The 17,486-nt window shown below is 62.2% G+C and carries 18 protein-coding genes, 2 tRNA genes and 1 pseudogene; 4 read left to right on the top strand and 17 right to left on the bottom strand.

Annotated features, from left to right (window positions below; all coding sequences use genetic code 11):
- Nucleotides 1-67: 67 nt before the first annotated feature.
- From T8A63_RS11535 to T8A63_RS11500, 8 genes are all read right to left on the bottom strand, one after another.
- Complete coding sequence (locus tag T8A63_RS11535) at nucleotides 68-1,339, bottom strand: DUF3618 domain-containing protein (RefSeq protein ID WP_322343889.1); 1,272 nt, start codon at nucleotides 1,337-1,339, stop codon at nucleotides 68-70.
- Entirely contained in the window at nucleotides 1,329-1,727 is a 399-nt protein-coding gene (locus tag T8A63_RS11530) for a phage holin family protein (protein WP_322343888.1), read from the bottom strand. Before T8A63_RS11530 ends, T8A63_RS11535 begins: the two co-directional genes overlap by 11 nt.
- Nucleotides 1,724-2,341, bottom strand: a complete 618-nt coding sequence (locus T8A63_RS11525; RefSeq protein ID WP_120350782.1) for a hypothetical protein — start codon at nucleotides 2,339-2,341, stop codon at nucleotides 1,724-1,726. The genes T8A63_RS11530 and T8A63_RS11525 overlap by 4 nt, the downstream gene beginning before the upstream one ends.
- Before the next feature lie 283 nt (nucleotides 2,342-2,624).
- The gene (locus T8A63_RS11520) at nucleotides 2,625-3,425 is read right to left on the bottom strand and encodes a lytic murein transglycosylase (RefSeq protein ID WP_322343887.1); all 801 of its coding nucleotides are present in this window, start codon (nucleotides 3,423-3,425) and stop codon (nucleotides 2,625-2,627) included.
- A gap of 96 nt (nucleotides 3,426-3,521) precedes the next feature.
- The gene (locus T8A63_RS11515; RefSeq protein ID WP_322343886.1) at nucleotides 3,522-3,752 is read right to left on the bottom strand and encodes a hypothetical protein; all 231 of its coding nucleotides are present in this window, start codon (nucleotides 3,750-3,752) and stop codon (nucleotides 3,522-3,524) included.
- Between the two features lie 83 nt (nucleotides 3,753-3,835).
- Nucleotides 3,836-4,426, bottom strand: a complete 591-nt coding sequence (locus T8A63_RS11510; RefSeq protein WP_322343885.1) for an exopolysaccharide biosynthesis protein — start codon at nucleotides 4,424-4,426, stop codon at nucleotides 3,836-3,838.
- Between the two features lie 139 nt (nucleotides 4,427-4,565).
- Nucleotides 4,566-5,972 carry a type I glutamate--ammonia ligase gene (gene glnA / locus T8A63_RS11505; protein WP_067625776.1) on the bottom strand — a complete coding sequence of 469 codons (1,407 nt, stop codon included), beginning with the start codon at nucleotides 5,970-5,972 and terminating at the stop codon, nucleotides 4,566-4,568.
- A gap of 49 nt (nucleotides 5,973-6,021) precedes the next feature.
- Nucleotides 6,022-6,360 carry a P-II family nitrogen regulator gene (locus T8A63_RS11500; RefSeq protein ID WP_067266338.1) on the bottom strand — a complete coding sequence of 113 codons (339 nt, stop codon included), beginning with the start codon at nucleotides 6,358-6,360 and terminating at the stop codon, nucleotides 6,022-6,024.
- Between the two features lie 211 nt (nucleotides 6,361-6,571).
- On the opposite strand from T8A63_RS11500, the gene T8A63_RS11495 reads away from it, so the two are divergent.
- Entirely contained in the window at nucleotides 6,572-7,426 is an 855-nt protein-coding gene (locus T8A63_RS11495) for an NAD(P)H-hydrate dehydratase (RefSeq protein WP_322343884.1), read from the top strand.
- On the opposite strand, the gene T8A63_RS11490 is transcribed toward T8A63_RS11495, so the two are convergent.
- The gene (locus T8A63_RS11490) at nucleotides 7,423-7,944 is read right to left on the bottom strand and encodes a Hint domain-containing protein (RefSeq protein WP_067939494.1); all 522 of its coding nucleotides are present in this window, start codon (nucleotides 7,942-7,944) and stop codon (nucleotides 7,423-7,425) included. The genes T8A63_RS11495 and T8A63_RS11490 overlap by 4 nt on opposite strands.
- 134 nt (nucleotides 7,945-8,078) lie before the next feature.
- Here T8A63_RS11490 and T8A63_RS11485 point away from each other — a divergent pair.
- Nucleotides 8,079-8,162 (top strand) — tRNA-Leu (locus T8A63_RS11485).
- Between the two features lie 50 nt (nucleotides 8,163-8,212).
- On the opposite strand, the gene T8A63_RS11480 is transcribed toward T8A63_RS11485, so the two are convergent.
- From T8A63_RS11480 to T8A63_RS11450, 7 genes are all read right to left on the bottom strand, one after another.
- Nucleotides 8,213-9,142 carry an AEC family transporter gene (locus tag T8A63_RS11480; protein WP_322343883.1) on the bottom strand — a complete coding sequence of 310 codons (930 nt, stop codon included), beginning with the start codon at nucleotides 9,140-9,142 and terminating at the stop codon, nucleotides 8,213-8,215.
- A gap of 61 nt (nucleotides 9,143-9,203) precedes the next feature.
- A complete protein-coding gene (locus T8A63_RS11475; RefSeq protein WP_322343882.1) occupies nucleotides 9,204-10,013 on the bottom strand; it encodes an MBL fold metallo-hydrolase in 810 nt (269 codons plus the stop codon).
- Nucleotides 10,013-10,819, bottom strand: a complete 807-nt coding sequence (locus T8A63_RS11470; RefSeq protein WP_322343881.1) for a TatD family hydrolase — start codon at nucleotides 10,817-10,819, stop codon at nucleotides 10,013-10,015. Before T8A63_RS11470 ends, T8A63_RS11475 begins: the two co-directional genes overlap by 1 nt.
- Nucleotides 10,820-10,832: 13 nt before the next feature.
- Nucleotides 10,833-11,945 (bottom strand): DNA polymerase III subunit delta', encoded by a 1,113-nt coding sequence (locus tag T8A63_RS11465; protein WP_322343880.1) that lies wholly within the window; start codon nucleotides 11,943-11,945, stop codon nucleotides 10,833-10,835.
- A gap of 47 nt (nucleotides 11,946-11,992) precedes the next feature.
- Nucleotides 11,993-12,637, bottom strand: a complete 645-nt coding sequence (gene tmk / locus T8A63_RS11460; RefSeq protein ID WP_322343879.1) for a dTMP kinase — start codon at nucleotides 12,635-12,637, stop codon at nucleotides 11,993-11,995.
- Nucleotides 12,634-13,830 carry a D-alanyl-D-alanine carboxypeptidase family protein gene (locus tag T8A63_RS11455; RefSeq protein ID WP_067938093.1) on the bottom strand — a complete coding sequence of 399 codons (1,197 nt, stop codon included), beginning with the start codon at nucleotides 13,828-13,830 and terminating at the stop codon, nucleotides 12,634-12,636. Before T8A63_RS11455 ends, tmk begins: the two co-directional genes overlap by 4 nt.
- Nucleotides 13,831-13,852: 22 nt before the next feature.
- The gene (locus T8A63_RS11450) at nucleotides 13,853-14,770 is read right to left on the bottom strand and encodes an SPOR domain-containing protein (RefSeq protein WP_322343878.1); all 918 of its coding nucleotides are present in this window, start codon (nucleotides 14,768-14,770) and stop codon (nucleotides 13,853-13,855) included.
- 248 nt (nucleotides 14,771-15,018) lie between these two features.
- Between T8A63_RS11450 and T8A63_RS11445 the strand changes: the two genes are divergently transcribed.
- Both T8A63_RS11445 and tnpC read left to right on the top strand, forming a co-directional pair.
- A tRNA-Ser gene (locus tag T8A63_RS11445) sits at nucleotides 15,019-15,108 on the top strand.
- 110 nt (nucleotides 15,109-15,218) lie between these two features.
- Nucleotides 15,219-16,061, top strand: a pseudogene (tnpC, locus tag T8A63_RS11440) (IS66 family transposase); the annotation flags it as partial.
- Nucleotides 16,062-16,351: 290 nt separating this feature from the next.
- On the opposite strand, the gene T8A63_RS11435 reads toward tnpC, so the two are convergent.
- Nucleotides 16,352-17,467, bottom strand: a complete 1,116-nt coding sequence (locus T8A63_RS11435; protein ID WP_322343877.1) for an IS110 family transposase — start codon at nucleotides 17,465-17,467, stop codon at nucleotides 16,352-16,354.
- Nucleotides 17,468-17,486 lie beyond the last annotated feature (19 nt).

Raw genomic sequence — 17,486 nt, 5'->3', positions numbered from 1 at the left:
TGACTTGCAATTATTGTCGTAAAAAAGGAGCCCACCCCCGGATGCCGGGAGCGGGCAATGGTATCGCTTAGCTCTTCACGTCGCCGAGCTTTTGCTTGTCGGCTTCGTTTTTGGCAGCATCTGCAACGCGTTGACCGCTTTCCTTGGCCTTTTTCACGGCGGCGTCGGCGGCGGTCTCTTCGTCGGCTGCGGCATCGGCGTTGGCTTTCGTCTCTTTCAAGACTTTGCCTGCCTCATCCGTGGCGGCCTTGGCCACTTTGCTCAGCTTGTCACGCTCTTCCACATAGATACGCTCGGCTTCGTTAAAGAGCGCATCGCTGTGCTCGCCCAGATAGGCGTCTTCGGTGCGGCTGCGGGGCAGGGCGGCACCGATGGCGGCACCCACTGCGAGAGCCAATGCACCAGCGACCATCGGATGCTCTTCGAACATGTCCGAGGCACGCTCACCGCCCTGACGGGCATAGCGGCCACCGGCATTCCACGCATCGACGGCACGAGCACGGGCCATCACGATGCGCTCACGCGCTTCGGCGGTCATGTTCTCGGTGCCTTCCGACAGACGGTCGCGCAGCACATGGGCACGCTCGTTGGCAGCATTGGCGCTGTCACGCACGCTATGGGCGGCGCCACTGGCGGTGCTGCGGATGCTGTCGACGGCAGAGCTTGCACCATAAGACGCGCGGTCACGGGCATAGCGGGCACCGCTGGCAACCGACGACCCGGCAGAGCGGGCACGACCAGCAGCCGAGCTTGCAGCGCCTTTGACGCTACCGGCGGCGGAGCCTGCGGCACCGGACACACCACTCGCGGCGGAGCCTGCGGCCCCCTTTACGCTACCAGCGGCAGAGCGGGCACGGTCGCCCAAGCCACGGCTGTCATCGTCGTCATGGTGCACGTCACGAGCCCATGCGGGCACATTGTCACCTGCGCCACGCTCGGAGCCATAGCTGGAGGCGTAGGCGCTTGCGGGGGCGGAGGAGCGGCCTGCGTCGCGTACGGCGGGACGGTTTTCGGTGTTGGTCACCGGCACCGGCACGGGATGTGCGCGGTCGCGGTCCAGCCCTTCGTAGCCACGGCGGTCACGGCTGTTGCCGCTGCCGAACATCATCCACGCCAGACCAGCACCTGTCAGCGCTAGAGCAACCGGGTTGCGCTTGGCCGCGTCAGAGATGGAGCGACCCCAGTCGCCGCCATGTTCGCGGAACTGGTCAGAAAACTGACGCGCGATGCCTTCGACGGAGAAGCGGTCTTGCAAATCGTCCAGCGTATCGGCCAGACCGGCGCGCTCCCGTTCGATTTCGCGTTCAATTTCTTCGGGGTTTCTGGAGTCATTTGTCATCGTAGATCTCCTTCATGGTTGCTGCGTCACGCTTGACGTTTTTGGCGGTGCGGGTCGGCGCAAGGCTACTGAGTTTCAGATCATTGGTGCCTTTCTGGACCATCACATAGGCGACGATGGCCAGAAGAACGCCCACGATCACGGCGGACCAGCCAGCGGCGATGCCGGCTTCGGTCAGCGCGGCGACGAGGGCGGCGCTCAGCACGTTCAGTGCAGTGAGGGCAACAACCACGGCGCCGACGATCAGGCCGATGGCCACGCCCGCATGTTTCAGGTTCTCGTTCACTTCGGCGCGGGCCAGATCAACCTCTTTGCGCATCAGGGAACTGACGTGGGAGAGTGCTTCGGTCAGCAGGCTCCCGGCGGATTTATTGCTTTCGGTGGTCATGCTTTCTCTCCTGTTACGACGTTGGGCGCGGCAGGCTGCGGGGTCGGCTGTGCGGCGGTGCGGCCGGGCACGGTGCTTGCGGCGCCTGTGGGCGGCGTGCCGGGCATGGGCCGGTCGATACGGTCGTCGTCGTCATATTCGACGCCGCTGCCGCCATAGCCGCCCTGAGGCCGGTCGCTGGACGCTTTGGCAAAGCGGGTCGCCACAAAGCCTAGAAGGGCAGCGCCACCAAGGAAGACCAGCGGGTTGCGCTTGGCAAAGCCATTAAGGTCGCCCATCATTTCGCCCAGATCTTTGTCGCGCATCGTGTCGGAAACATCGGCAAGGCCATCGGCGAGTTGGCTAAAGCTGCGCTCCTGCGGGGAGCCGCTGCGCAGCTCATCGGCTGCGGTGCGCAGCGCGGACGCGACGCCTTTGACTTCGTCGGCGGCGGTGTCACGCGCTTGGTAGGCGTAGTTGGTGGCTTCGGCAGATACGGTGTCGGCCACGTCCCGGGCCTGTGCCTTGGCGCTCTCGGCAGCACTGCTGGCGGCAGCGGCGGCTTTGTCTTTTGCAGCGGTCGCCTGCTCTTTCGCGGCGGCGGTTTGGGTCTGTGTGTTTTTGTCGTCGGGCATGGTGACCTCCTTTAAAATACGAGATTCAGGATCGCGAGAACGACCACGATCAGGCCGATGAGGTAGAAAATTCCGTGCATGGGTCCCTCCATTCGTCTGCAGCAATTATCTTATCTACAGTCCAACGAATGACGCTGCGGGCGGTTCCCCGGTCAGACCAAAAGATTGCAGGGAACCCGTTGACCTGTGGGAATTAAACGGGCTCAGAGGCCCGCCGAGCCCACAAACGCAAGCGGCGCGCCCCAAGGGGACGCGCCGCGGCTTAACAAAGATTAAGTGGTTCTTAGCCGTCGATGCGGCTGGCCATGATGGCGATGGCCTTTTGATAGACGCCCGCCGCGTTCCATGCCTGAATGACGCGGAAGTTCGGCTGCCCCTCCTGATAGCCAGCCCCCGGCTGCCAGCCTTTCTGGCGCAGGAAATTGGCGGTCGAGGCGAGCGCGTCGACTTCGTTGTAGAAATCCACGCGGCCATCACCATTGCCATCGACACCATAGGTCAGCGCGTTGCCGGGCAGGAATTGGGTGTGGCCAAGCTCACCGTGTTTCGCGCCTTGGGTGTTGGGCGTGATCGCGCCGCGGTCCACCAGCTTTAGGGCACCGATGGCATGGGGCACGAAAAAGTCGGAGCGGCGGCAATCATAGGCCAGCGTGGTGATCGCGGAGACGACCGCGCTATTGCCCATGAAACCGCCAAAGCCCGTTTCCATCCCGTGGATCGCCAGCAAAACCCCCGCGGGCACGCCATAGCGCTGCTCAAGCGCGTTAAAGAGCCCCGCACTGCGGGCTTTACGCTTGCGGCCTTGGGCTACAATCGTATCCGCGCCACGCACCTGCATGAACTTGGACAGGGAATACTTAAAGGATTTCTGGTTCCGGTCAGCGGCGATGGTCCCATTGGCGTAGCGGGCGCTGGCCAAGGCATCCAGTCCGCGCTGGCCTACTCCGGCGGCGCGGGCCTCTTGGGCGAAAGCGCCTTTCCAAGCATCAAAGCCATCTGCCGTATTGCCGCATTGGGCTGCCAATGCGGGCGCGGCCATAAAGGTGCAGATGGCCGCGGTGGTGGTGAAAAGTGATTTGAACATGAGTTTGACCCTCTGCGTCTGTGTGCCGATCAGAGGTTAGCCCGTCTGGACAACGGTTCAACTCAGTTGGTGAAGGGAAGGTAAAATCTTTGACCCTCAGCGCGGCAGCAGCGCGCGGACATATTCGATCGCAGTGCCTGCCCAGGCATTGACCTGCGGGGCACTATCTTGGGCAAAACTCGCGCCGCCGAACAGCAAAGCGAAGGTCACCAGAAACATCAGCCCTTTTCGGCTGCGTTTGGCGCGGCGGTGCTTGCCGTCCGCGCGTTTTGCGCGCTGTTCGATGCGGGTCAGCCGCTCGCTGAAAGTCGTCGTGGAAATCGCCATCTTATCTGCTTCCTTTGCAGGGTCTCGTTAAAGATTGCTTAGGTCCTGTGGCCCTTTTATGGCGATGGTGGGGCGGGTTGCGGTCAGCCGCCGAGAAAATAGGACGCGCCCGCAAATCCAGCGATACCCGCCCCAATAAAGGCCAGCAACATCAGCAGGCCGTCACGATAGAGCAGCGCCAGCCCGAAGATTGAGATCACGATCATCGGGGCCGAGGTGGCAAAGGGCACCACCTCAAGCGGCGGGACGGAGAGGCAAAGGCAAAGGATGACGACACAGGCGACCTTTTGACCGGTGGGGCCTGCAAAGCGGGACAGCCGGGCATGCAACTTGTCGTCGATCCATTCGGACACGGGCCGCAGCCACTCAACCGACTTTAACACCTTTTCGGATTTCAGAGATCGTTCGCGCAGCCAGTTCGGGGCCCAAAAATGCTCATAGCCCAGCAGCAGCCGCAACGCGAGGATGCCGACCAACAGCGCCAGAACGGTTGGGAAACCGGGAATGCCGCCCAAGGGGGTAAGCTCCATCAGCGGAATGACAGCAAGGGCAGGGCCGTAGCCCCGTTGGTCTAGCGCGTCGATCAATTGGCCGACTTCAACGGTGTCTTTCCCCTGGGAGGCGTCTTTCAGCTCGTCAACAACATCCGTCAGCGCCGTTGAATCCTCGGCCATGATCCGCACCCCTCTCTCGCTGCTCTGCCAAGCCAACGCGGCACGGGAGGCTCTGTTCCGGGGGGGGGCCATGCAAAAGGGCGCGGAATGAACCGCGCCCTTTCTAATTTCTCCAATCGCCCGGTAGGGCGGGGATGGATCAGCAGCTGTAGTACATGCCGAATTCGACGGGGTGTGGGGTCTGTTCGAATTTCAGAACCTCTTCCATCTTCAGCCCGATATAGCCTTCGATCTGGTCGCGGGTGAACACGTCACCGGCCAGCAGGTAGTCCATGTCCTTGGACAGTTCGTCCAGCGCTTCGCGCAGCGAACCGGCCACTGTCGGGATGTCCGCCAGCTCTTCTGCGGGCAGGTCATAGAGGTTCTTGTCCATCGCCTCGCCCGGATCGATCTTGTTCTTGATGCCGTCAAGGCCAGCCATCAAGAGGGCCGAGAAGGCCAGATAGGGGTTCGCCGCCGGATCGGGGAAACGGGCCTCAACGCGCTTGGCTTTGGGGCTTTCGGTCCATGGGATACGCACGCAGCCCGACCGGTTGCGCGCGGAATAGGCGCGCAGAACGGGGGCTTCAAAACCCGGGATCAGACGCTTGTAGCTGTTGGTCGTCGGGTTGGTGAAGGCGTTGAGCGATTTGGCGTGGGTCAGAATGCCGCCGATGAACCACAGCGCTTCTTGGCTGAGGTCGGCGTATTTGTCACCTGCAAACAGCGGCTTGCCGTCTTTCCAGATCGACATGTTCACGTGCATACCAGAGCCGTTGTCGCCAAAGATCGGCTTGGGCATGAAGGTGGCCGACTTGCCATAGGCATGAGCCACGTTGTGGACCACGTATTTGTATTTCTGGATTTCGTCCGCCTGCTCGGTCAACTCACCAAAGATCAGACCCAGTTCGTGCTGGCAGGACGCAACTTCGTGGTGGTGCTTGTCGACCTTCATGCCAAGGCGCTTCATCGTCGAAAGCATCTCGGCGCGCAGGTCTTGGGCTTCGTCCACCGGGTTCACCGGGAAGTAGCCACCCTTGAGGCCCGGGCGGTGACCCATGTTGCCCATTTCATAATCGGTGTCGGAGTTCCACGAGCCGTCGGATGCGTCAACTTCGTAAGATACCTTGTTGATCTGGTTCGAGAACTTGACGTTGTCGAAAAGGAAGAACTCGGCCTCGGGGCCAAAGTAGGCATTGTCGCCGATGCCGGAGGAGCGCAGATAGGCTTCGGCTTTTTCGGCGGTGCCGCGGGGGTCACGCTCATAGCTTTCGCCGGTGTCGGGCTCGGCGATGGAGCAATGCAGACAGATCGTGGTTTCTGCATAGAAGGGGTCGACATAGGCGGTGCTGACATCAGGCATCAGCTTCATATCGGAGGCTTCGATGCTTTTCCAACCTGCGATGGACGAGCCGTCGAACATGAAGCCTTCTTCGAGGAAATCTTCGTCGACCAGATCGCTTACGATGGTAACGTGCTGCAAGGCGCCGCGGGTGTCAGTGAAGCGGATGTCGACATATTCGATGCCTTCATCTTTGATTTTGCTCAGGAATTCCTGGGTATCCATCGTGTAGGTCCTTTATGGTCTATTCGTAGTCTGGGCCCGAAGGCCGATGTCAAAGTGCGTCTGAACCGGATTCACCGGTACGGATGCGAATTGTTTGTTCTACAGGGGAAACGAAGATTTTGCCGTCACCGATTTTCTCCGTTTTGGCGGCGTCGACGATGGCCTCAATAGCGGCATCGACCTGATCGTCATCCAATACCACTTCCACCTTCACTTTGGGAAGGAAATCTACGACATATTCCGCACCACGGTAGAGTTCGGTGTGGCCTTTTTGACGGCCGAAGCCTTTTACTTCAATCACGCTGAGGCCTTGAACGCCCACATCTTGAAGGGCTTCTTTGACTTCGTCGAGTTTGAACGGCTTGATGATGGCTTCGATCTTTTTCATGGTATTCCCCTGACAATTCCCGCGCATTTATGCTCTGGTTTCGACAGAGCATCCTGCCCGCGTAACGTCCAGCGCCGGGCAGGGGGTAACATGGCGCGGCGGATGCATTTGCCAAGGGGCGCTGAGAATTTGGGCGCTACGCCTAAAAAATAGGCGGTGATGAATCGGACTCGGACTGTACCTTCGTGTGGTGCTTGCTAGAACCCTATGCATGACCATTTCCGAGATCACCCGCGAGAGCCTTGATGTTGCACTGTTGCGCAAGCAGCCGGGGCATAAATACGACCACGGCCATGCGCTGATCCTGTCCGGCGGGCCGGGCCAGACCGGTGCCGCACGGATGGCGGCGCGCGCGGCACTGAGGGTCGGCGCCGGGGCTGTGACATTGGGCGTGCCGCCAGCGGCGCAGCTTGAAACAGCGATGCAGGTCACGGCGATCATGCTGCAAAGGGTGCCGGATGGCGCGGCGTTGTCGGAGGCGTTGAAAGACAGGCGGATCAACGCGCTTTGTCTTGGTCCCGCCTTGGGATTGGGGGCGCGTGCGACGGAGATGGTCAAGGCCGCCCTTGCCGCGCCCCAAGTTGTTCTGGACGCCGATGCGATCACCCTGCTGTCGCAAGACGCCGATCTGCGCGCCGCCCTTCACCCCGGCTGCGTTTTAACGCCCCATATGGGAGAGTTCGCCCGACTGGCCCCCGATTTGGCGCAGGCCGCCAAGGCTGAGGGGCAGGGCGCAAAAGCGCAGGCCGCCCGGGATGCAGCCACGCGATTTGGGTGCGTGATCTTGCTGAAAGGGCCCGAGACGATCATCGCCACGCCAGAGGGGAACCTGCGGCGTCACCGCGCGACCCAAGACCGCGCGACGCCGTGGTTGGCCACTGCGGGGGCTGGCGATGTCTTGGCGGGGCTTATTACCGGCCTGCTCGCGCGGGGGATCGCACCGGTAGAGGCGGCCACCCTCGCCACGTGGATGCATGCGCAGGCGGCGTTGCAGCATGGGCCGGGGCTGATTGCTGAGGATCTGCCGGACCTGATGCCACAGGTGTTGCGCGACTTGGGGGTTTAAGCGGCGTGCAGCACCGCACCGCGGGCGCGGGCGGCATCGGCGGTGCCAAGCTCAAGCCCATCGGCATAGATGATATGCGGGCCGTTGCAGAAAATCTGGATCAACGTCGTCTCTTCCTCACCCAGATCGGTGATGAATTCCTCGTCGACCAATGCGCGCGCTGCGACCAAGGCGCGTTCGGAGTTGAAAAGCGCCCGCGCGCGCCAATCGCGCACCAGCAGCATCTGATCCCCGGCGAGTTGTACATCGCGTTCGGGCCGCGTGTGGCCCAGCGATCCTGCCGCCAGCGCGATGCGCCGCACCTTGCGGGTCGTGCGTTGAATGTGAAGGATTTTGGCAAAGCCACTGTCGCGCGTGATGACCCGATCCCCGACCGAGAGGAACTCAACCGGGATTTCACCGTCCAGCGTCAGAATTAGGGCGCCCTGCACAAGACCGGTGTCCAGCGCAGCAAATGGGGAAAACTGCCCCCCATGGCGATCGTTGTCGCCTACGCACCCGACCGTATTCGGTTTCATGGGCGTCTCTTTCTATTGTACCTGCCTCAGGTATCACCAACCATATGCAAACATCTGGTTAATGTCTTGTGCTTTTTTGCTCTCGCATCTGCCGCGCGGGTTTGCTAATCAGCGCGGGCACCGGTTGGTGCAGTGCGGGTGTGGCGGAATTGGTAGACGCACCAGATTTAGGTTCTGGCGCCTATGGCGTGGGGGTTCGAGTCCCTTCACCCGCACCACTTCCCCTCCTAAATGACGGATATTTCAGGCTTTTCGCGGACGCTTTCGTTCAGCCCAGAACCGTCAACCAAAGCCATACCGTCAAAATCGAACTGCCCGTCGCGATCAGCACCGAGCTTGCCGCGACACGGCGCGCGCGGCCGTACATATTGGCGAAAATATAGGCGTTGAACCCCGGTGCCATGGCCGCCGTCAGCACGCCGGACCGAAATCCCGCCTGCGGCAGGTTAAACATGGTGCCAAAGCTCCAGACCAGCGCGGGATGTACCAAGAGGGCGATGGCGCAGACCATGAGGATCGCTTTCATGTCGCCTTCGGGCTTGTATTGCAGCAGCACCCCGCCAAGCGCGAAGAGCGCCGCGGGCAGGGCGGCGCGGACGATGAGCGACAGCGCGTCATCCACCACGCCGGGGATCGGCAAGCCGCTGAGGTTGACGGCAAATCCACCAAGAATCGCAATCACCAGCGCGTTGCGGAACATCGCGCGGCTGACATTGCGCAGAAGCGACAGGCCCGATTGCCCGCGGTTGCGCACGAATTCCATCACCGTGATGCCCAAACCATAGCAAAAGGGCGCGTGGAACGACAGGATCGCATAGTTCCCGGCCAGCGCCTCGGGCCCATAGGCGCGTTCGGTGATCGGCAGGCCCAAGAGGATCGAGTTCGAAAACAGGCAACAGAACCCGATCGCCACACTGTCCTCCCAATCGCGGCGGAAGAGCACCCGCGCGCCGAGGATGCCAAGTGCAAAGCACAGCGCCGCACCGCCGTAGAAACTGCTCAGAAGACGCGGATCATAGCTGCTGGAAAGGTCAATGCGGGCAATGGCTTGGAACAACAGGCAGGGGATGGCGAAGTTCTGGGTGAATTTCATCACCCCGTCGATGCCAGAGACGGGGAACAGCCCGCGCCAGACCGCCACGTAACCAAAGCCGATGACCAGAAAGACCGGCAGAATAACGTCTAAAAGAGTTTGCACTTAAAAGGGCCTTTTGGGGGCGCGGCGGGGCGCCGACCCTTAGGCCTGCGCCCGGCGCCGCCTAGTCTGAATGAGGTAGGGGGAAATGAAGGGTCAGCCCGTCATAGGCCGGTTGAATATGATCCGGCGTTTCCGCGGCGACGGTGTGGTAATCAAGATCGTTATGCATATTGGTCAGAACGGCGGTTTGTGGTGCCACGCGGGCGACCCACTCCAACGTCTGTGCCAAATGGCTATGGGTCGGATGCGGGTCACGGCGCAGCGCATCGACGATCCAGCAGCGCAGGTTGTCCATCATCGGCCAGCAGTCCTCGGGAATGGCTGAGACATCGGGCAGATAGACGATATCGTCAAAGCGAAAGCCAAGCGCGTCGATATTGCCGTGGGTCACGGTAAAGGGCGCGAATTCGAGCGTGCCGCCGGGGCCGTCGATGCGGACTTCGCCCGTGATGTCATGCATGTCGAGGATGGGCGGATAACTCGACCATTCGGGCTGCACGAAAGCATAGCCGAAGCGCTCAATCAGCGCGTCCCGCGTGGGCGCATCGGCCCAGACCGGCAGGCGGGCGCGCATGTTCATTACCACCATGCGCAGGTCATCCAGCCCGTGCACGTGGTCCGCATGGGCATGGGTGTAGATCACCGCATCAAGCCGTCCGACGCCCGCGTCGAGAAGTTGGCTGCGCATGTCGGGGGAGGTGTCGATCAGAACGGTGGTTGTGCCCGCATCCGTCACCCGCTCCACAAGGATCGAGCAGCGGCGGCGGGCGTTTTTGGGCTCATTCGGGTCGCAGTCCCCCCAGTGGCCGCCGATCCGCGGCACGCCCCCGGAAGAGCCGCTGCCCAATATGGTCACCCGCAACTCAGCCATCAGCGCGCGGGCTCCCAAGCGGCGGCTTTCGCAAAGAGCCGCTCGAAATTCGCCTGCGTGCGGGCCGCGAAATCGGCGTAGTCGAGGCCAAAGGTCTCTGCCCCGCGGCGGGCGGTATGGGCGGTGAAGGCAGGCTCATTCGGCTTGCCCCGATGCGGGGGCGGCGCGAGGTAGGGCGCGTCGGTTTCCACAAGGATGCGGTCGAGTGGGGCTTGGCTGAAGATATCACGCAAGTCCCGCGACTTGGGAAAGGCGGTGATGCCCGACATCGACAGGTAAAACCCCAGGTCCAGCGCCGCGCGGGCCAGTTCAGCCGAGGAGGAGAAGCAATGCATGACACAGGAATAGGCACCTTGCGCATGTTCCTCGCGCAGGATGCGGGCCATGTCGTCATCCGCATCGCGGGCGTGAATGATCAACGGCAGGCCACTTTCCCGCGCCGCAGCGATATGGATGCGCAAGGAGGTCTTTTGCACCTCGGCACTCTCGGCGGTGTAGTGGTAATCAAGGCCGGTCTCACCGATGCCGACCATCTTGGGATGCTGGGTCAGGGAGAGCAGTTCGTCGACGGAAGCCAGAGGCTCTTCGGCAGCGGACATCGGGTGGGTGCCCGCGGCGTAGAACACCGGATCATGCGCCTCGGCAATGGCGCGCACGGCGGGCTCATTCTTTAGCCGGGTGCAGATGGTGACCATGCGCGTGACGCCTGCGTCAGCGGCGCGGGCGATGACGCCGGGCAGGTCGGCGGCAAGGCTCTCGAAATCGAGGTGGCAGTGGCTGTCAGTGATGTGGGGCGTGTCGGTCATGCTGTCCTTTCGGCTATCGCGGCGCCGTCTGGCCTATCTGCCGCAGGGTATCTAGGACCAGCGCGGCAGGGTCAAGGTTCACCGCCAGTCCATGGCGGGCGCGGTCGGATATCTGTTGCGCGGCATCGGCCCAAGCGCGGCCCTGTGCGGGGCTGGGCGAAAGGCGTTGCAGCACGGCGATCTCATCGGGGCAGGCGGCGCGCGCGGGCGGCGCACCGGTGGCCCCGGTGCGTGCCAGACGGACCAGCAGCAGGTCGAGCAGGGTAAAAAGCAGGTCGAGCTTGGCTTCGGCTCCGCGCTGTGCTGCGGCTTCGGCCAGTTTGATGGCGCGGCCCCGGTCGAGTTGCGGCAGCGAAGAGATCAGCCCCACAAGATCGGCATAGGTCTTGACCCCACCCATCAGCGACAGGCGCAGTGCCCCGCCGACAGAGCCGCCGGAAAGCTCGGACAGTGCGGCGGGATCGTCTTCGACCTCCACCCCCGAGCCGGCCAGCGCCTCGGCCATCTGGTCCGCGTCGAGCGTGCCAAGCCGCAGCGTACGGCAACGCGAGCGGATGGTGGGCAGCAGGCTGGAGGGTTGGTGGCTCAGCAGCAGCAGAATGGCCCGTTCTGGCGGTTCTTCCAGCATCTTGAGCAAGGCATTGGCGGCGTTGGGGTTCATCTCATCCGCGTCGTCGATGATGACCACGCGGCGGCCCCCGTCGGCGGCGGACATCTGGAAGAACCCGTTTAGCGCGCGGATGTCATCGACGACGATCTGCTTGCGCATCTTCTTGGTATCGGGGTTCAGCGTGCGGGTGACGGATTTCAGCCCCGCTTCGGCCCCGGCGGCCACACGGCGGGCGACAGGATGCTCGGGGTCGATCTCAAGCGTGTCAGTCGGGGGCAGATCGAACATGCCGCCATCGGGGTCGGGCGTGGCCAAAAGGAACCGCGCGATGCGCCATGCCAACGTCGCTTTGCCGACGCCGCGTGGGCCGGTCAGCATCCAAGCGTGGTGCAATTTGCCGCTGTAATAGGCGTCTAGAAAGGCGGCCTCGGCTGCGCTTTGGCCGATCAGGTTCGGCGTGTCGCGCGGGTGGCGGGCACCTTCCACACGGTCTGGCTGGGGGGCGTCGTCTGTCATGGTCTCGGTCTAGCATGTTTCGCCGCAGAGGGAAGCGGGCAGGGCGATCACCCCAAATGGGCGGTCACGGTCGTGGTCACATCACGCGCAACGCTGTCAATATCGCGGCCCCCGTCGATCACTTGGAAACGGTCGCTGAATTCTTCGGCAAGGCTCAGAAAACCGGCCCGCATCTTCGCTTGGAGTTCCACGCCGAAATCCTCAAACCGCTCCTCCGCCGTCTGGCGCGAGAGGGCACGCTCCAGCCCATTGGCCGGGTCCATGTCGATCAACAGGGTCAGGTCAGGCTCTACGCCGATCATCAGCGCATGCAGATCGTCCACCATCTGCCGCAGATCACCGCGCGACAGGCCTTGATACATCCGCGTGCTGTCGGCGAAACGGTCGCAGATCACCACTTTTCCGGCGTCCAGCGCGGGGCGAATGGTACGCTCCAGATGGTCGCGGCGGGCGGCGGTGAAAAGCAGGATTTCGGTCTGCGCCGACCAGCGGTCGGGATCGCCTTGCAACACCAGCGCGCGGATTTCCTCGGCCCCCGGGCTGCCGCCCGGTTCGCGGGTCAGTACCACGTCATGGCCCTGCGCTGTCAGATGGTCAGCCAAAAGCCGCGCTTGGGTGGATTTGCCGGACCCGTCGATGCCTTCAAAGGTGACAAACAGACCCGACGTGCGGGTCTTTTCTATAGTCGTCACGAAGCTTCCGCTTCCGCTTCCACTTCGGGGGCGGCCTGCGGCCCGGCGTTAAGGCGGTTCATCAGATGCAGCGCGGCGGCGGTCATTTTAACCATGAACCCCCCCGGCGCGATGGAGGCGGAGGCCACCAGCGGCACACGCATGGCGGGCAATTCGCCCCGGTCGACCACCAGTTCGCCCAATTCGTCGCCCTTGCTGATCGGCGCTTGGAACGGGCCAGTATAGATTACCTCGGCCTCGATCTCATCTCCGCCGGTGACGGGCACGAGCATCGACAGATCGTCCTTCAGTTCCAGCCCGACCGATTGGGTCGTGCCAAGGGCCACAGGCGCCTCGGCAATACGGCTGCCCGCCGCGCCCAGATCGCGCTGTGTGAACTGACGGAAGGCCCAATTGACCACCGATTCAGCCTCCTGCGCGCGGGCAGCGGCGCTGTCGAGGCCCGACAGCACAAAGATCACCCGGCGGTCGCCCTGTTTAGCCGAACCGACGAGACCATAGCCCGCTTCATTGGTGTGCCCGGTCTTCAGCCCATCAGCGCCGATGCCGAGACCCAGCAGAGGGTTGCGGTTGCTCTTGTTCTGTGGCGCGCGGCCATCAAAGGCGAACTCGCGCTCGGCAAAGAGCGGGTAGAACTGCGGGTAGTCCGAGATGATCCGGTTCGCCAGCAGACCGAGGTCACGCACGGACATCAGATGCCCCGCCTGCGGCCAGCCGTTGGAGTTGGCGAAGGTTGAATTGGTCATTCCCATTTGCTGCGCGCGCTGTGTCATCAGCCGGGCAAAGCCGTATTCTGTGCCATCTGGGCTCAGCGCCTCGGCGATCACGGCAGAGGCGTCGTTGCCCGAGAGCACGATGATGCCCCGGATCAGGTCTTCGACAGAGACGCGGTCGGTGGTGTCGAGAAACATGGTCGAGCCGCCATAGGACATGGCATGTTCGGACACGGGCAGTTTTTCGACAAGGTCGAGCCCGCCGTTCTGCTTGCCGCGTTCCACGGCCTCAAAGGCCATGTAGAGCGTCATGAGTTTGGACATCGACGCTGGCGGCAGCGGCTCATCCGCGTTTTTGGCCAGCAGCACGGTGCCGGTGGTCTGGTCCAGCACATAGGCGGCGGTGGCGCGGGTATCGAAGGCAGCGGCAGGCTGGAACGTCAGCACCAGCGCCACGGCGGCAGCAAAAAGGCGGATCATAGGAAGCATTTCCTCCGGTTTGTCAGTTCGACACGGCGTAGGCGTCGGTAAAGCCCTCAGCTTTGACCTTCTTGAGAAGGGCGTCGAGTTCGGATTGGCTGGTGGCGGGGCCGATCACCACGCGCCAGAAGGGTTTGTTGTTGATCGCGCTTTGCTTGACGGTGGGCACCATGCCGGCGCCGCGCATCTGTTTGGCGGTGCGGGTGGCATTGGCCTCAACGCTGAAGATGCCCAGTTGCACGAAGGGTTTGGACAGTTTGGCACCGCTCGCCGTTCGCGCCGGTTTCGGGGCCGCGGCGACTGGCGGTTTGGCCGCCGGGGTGGTGCCGGCTGTCTCGCTGGCCGCAGAATTGGCCGCTGTGCTGGCCGACGCCGTCGCGGCAGGCTCCAACGCCGTGGCCGTCACGGGGGCAGGGGCGGCAAGCGTGCCAGCGGCATCGCCGGTGTTTTCCGCCTCAAAGCTCTCCTCAGAGGCGGCGCTTTCCTCGCGGCGCAGGGCGGTCACGTTCAGCGGGGCCGGGGCGCCCGCCAGAATGCCAAGTGCTGCGGCAGCGTCCGAAGAGATCTGCAATTTCGGGCCGGGCAGTTCCCGCTCACGGCGGAACAGCGCGCCGATCACGAATTTGCCGTTCGCCTCATTGCGCACGATTACGCGCTCAGGTTCGGTTACGTCCGGGTGCGCGACCCAGACACCGCCAAGCGAGGGGCGACCGTCCCACAGACCCTCATCCGTGGCCGAGAACACTTCAGGCGCTTCGACATCGCGCTCGACCAGTTTGGTTGAGGTGCTGCGCGGGGCGCTGGCACCCTCATTCGCGCCGAAGGGAAGTTTGAAATCGCCGCCTTCACAGCCAGCCAGCAAACCAAGCGCCAGAATGCCCACGCCCAAGCCCGCTGCGCGGCTTTTCTTGATGCGCAACGGTTGATTGTCCCTGCTCATGCCTTCGATGTCCTTGCCTGCTGTCGTCGCGCGCCGCGACCCATGTCCCGCGAGAATGTCGCGCCGTTGGATCGGCACGCCCTTCGCCCCCCCTGAAAGGGGCTTTGGCGCAGAGTAACCCGACCGAGCGGCCCTTGAAAAGGCCGCGCAGGGCAGATCGGCGAATTTCCCCAAGGGGCAGCAGGGGTCTGGCCGCGAAAATGTGCATTTGCCGAATCAATCAGGGCGCACTAGGAGGAGCGTGCTGCGGAGGAGTGGCAGAGTGGTCGAATGCACCGGTCTTGAAAACCGGCGTGCGTGAGAGCGTACCGTGGGTTCGAATCCCACCTCCTCCGCCATACATTCTTGATTTGAAAGTAATTTATTTAAGTGTTCTGGTTATACCCGCCATAAAGCCCGCCAACCGAATTGCGCTTGTTTGCGACGGTATCTTACAGAACCTGAGCATCTAAAGAAGTCCGGCAAGCTATTTATGGATGAGACAACGGTCCCCGTTCTGGACCCGGGTCGAGGCCGCACGAAGACAGGATACCTTTGGGCACTGGCGCGCGATGACCGAGGATGGGGTGGAGATGATCCGCCAGGCGTTGTCTTCACCTATGCCCCGGGTCGTGCAGGGCAGAATGCAGAGCAGATATTGCAGGGCTTTGACGGCACTCTGCAACTGGACGGCTATGCTGGCTACAACCGGCTCACGCGCCCGTCGCGCAAAGGCGGCGCGCCGATCACCATCGCGTATTGTTGGGCACACGCGCGGCGCAAGCTGAAAGAGGTCTTTGATCGAGACGGCTCAGAGATCGCCGCAGAAGGGCTGCGCCGGATCGCAGAGTTCTACCGCATTGAAGGCGAGATCCGTGGGATGGGTCCCGGTCAGCGCCTCTCGGCACGTCAGACCCGCACGGCGCCATTCGTTGCAGAGTTCGGCGAGTGGCTTCAGAGCCAACGGCGCCGGATCTCCTCGAAGTCCCGCCTCGGCGAGAAGTTGACCTATATCCATCGGCAATGGAGCGGGCTGCAGACCTTCCTGCACGACGGCCGGGTCGAGATCGACTCCAATGCAGTCGAGAACCTGATCCGCCCAATTGCCCTGACGCGAAAGAATGCGCTTTTTGCCGGTCACGATGAAGGTGGCCACGCCTGGGGCCGCATCGCATCTCTCATCGCCACCGCGAAGGTCAATGATGTCGAACCGTTCGCATACCTCAAAGCGACCCTTGAAGCGATTGCGTCAGGTTATCCTGCCAATCGCATCGATGATCTTCTTCCGTGGAATTTCCAGCCGTCAAGCTGATCCTAAGTGCTGCGTAGCCGCCGCTCTGATGTCTTTTTTCAAGGATTTTTTCACGCGAATGGGGACGCTGACGCGATCTCCGTTGTTTCGGCACCCAAAGGTGGGCACGAGGTCTGAAGACGTCGGTGAACAAGCTCTGATGCGCGGATTGGATACCGCATGACCGATTATTCGTCTCGGGGCTATTCCTGTCTTACAACGGGCGTCAACCAGAGTTGGCCACAAAGCGATTGCCGGATATTCCCCTGCAGTCGACCTCGCGCCCGCCATTGGGCGCATGTGAGTGCCGCTTAGCGCGCTGGCATGGTTCGGCGGGCAATATCCCACATGAAAGCGGCCATTTCGCGCGCTATGGCGGTGGTTACAACCGTCGATCTCTTTCCGCGCAGGCTGAGCTTTCGATACCTTGCTGTTAGACGCGACTGAGCTTTCCAGGCAATATCCTGAACATCCGGAGGCTGCTCTTCGAGAATGTAAAGCTTCTTTGCACCCGGGCGCGCCTGCAGCCGATACGTCCAGGCCCCTTCGATCAACTTGTGGCGAACGCGGGCATTTCCGGCCCGGGTGATGCCGCCACGCCTTGTTGTTTTGCCCGTCGAGTATTCGCTCGGCACAAGCCCCAGATAGGCCATCAGTTTTACCGGCGTTTCAAATCGGCGCACGTCGCTGATTTCGGCCATGAATGTGACCGCGCTGATCAACGCGACACCCCGCAATGCCTGAAGCGCATTCACTGCCGGGGCGAGATCCCAGTCTGGCACCAGTGCCTCTATGTGTCCGGTGAGCCGGCCCAGGCGTTCGGTTGCGTTGCGCTCGGCCTGCAGCATCTCCTGAAGAGCAATCTGATGCGCAGGATGATTGAAGCTCTGGCTTTGCAGCCATTGGCGATACCGCATCGTCCATGGCTTAGTCCTGTGATAGACACGCCCATGGCGCAACATGAACGCTGAAACGAGCTGACGTTTGTGTCGCTGATCCTCTGCCGCGCTTTCGCGGGCACGAACAAGATCGCGCATCGCCTCATGCGTTTCGTCCGGAACCCAGATCGGGGTCAGTTCGCCAGCACGCAACAGCCGAGCAAGTCGGATGGCATCCAGGCGGTCGGTCTTTACCCGCTCACCGGCACGAACCGGGATCAACGACGGAGCGACCACACAGCATTCAAACCCAAAGGCACACACCTGCCGATAAAGCCCATAACCTGTTGGTCCTGCCTCGTAGCAGACTGACACAGATGGTGCCCGACCGGACAGTTTCTTGAGTAACTTGTCAATGCTATCAGGAGCGTTCTCGAAATTGTCCAGGCTCAGCACTTCGCCCCGCAGCCCACCGCCGGCTATCGCAACCGCGAGCCTGTCCTTCGACACATCGATTCCAACATAAATCGTTGATTGTTCGTTCGTCATGCCTTCCTCCATCGCAGAT

It is taken from the genome of Sulfitobacter sp. OXR-159 (assembly GCF_034377145.1).
Lineage (GTDB): Bacteria > Pseudomonadota > Alphaproteobacteria > Rhodobacterales > Rhodobacteraceae > Sulfitobacter.
The sequence above is the reverse complement of the archived record's forward strand: the minus strand, read 5'-3'. Positions and strand labels throughout refer to the sequence as shown.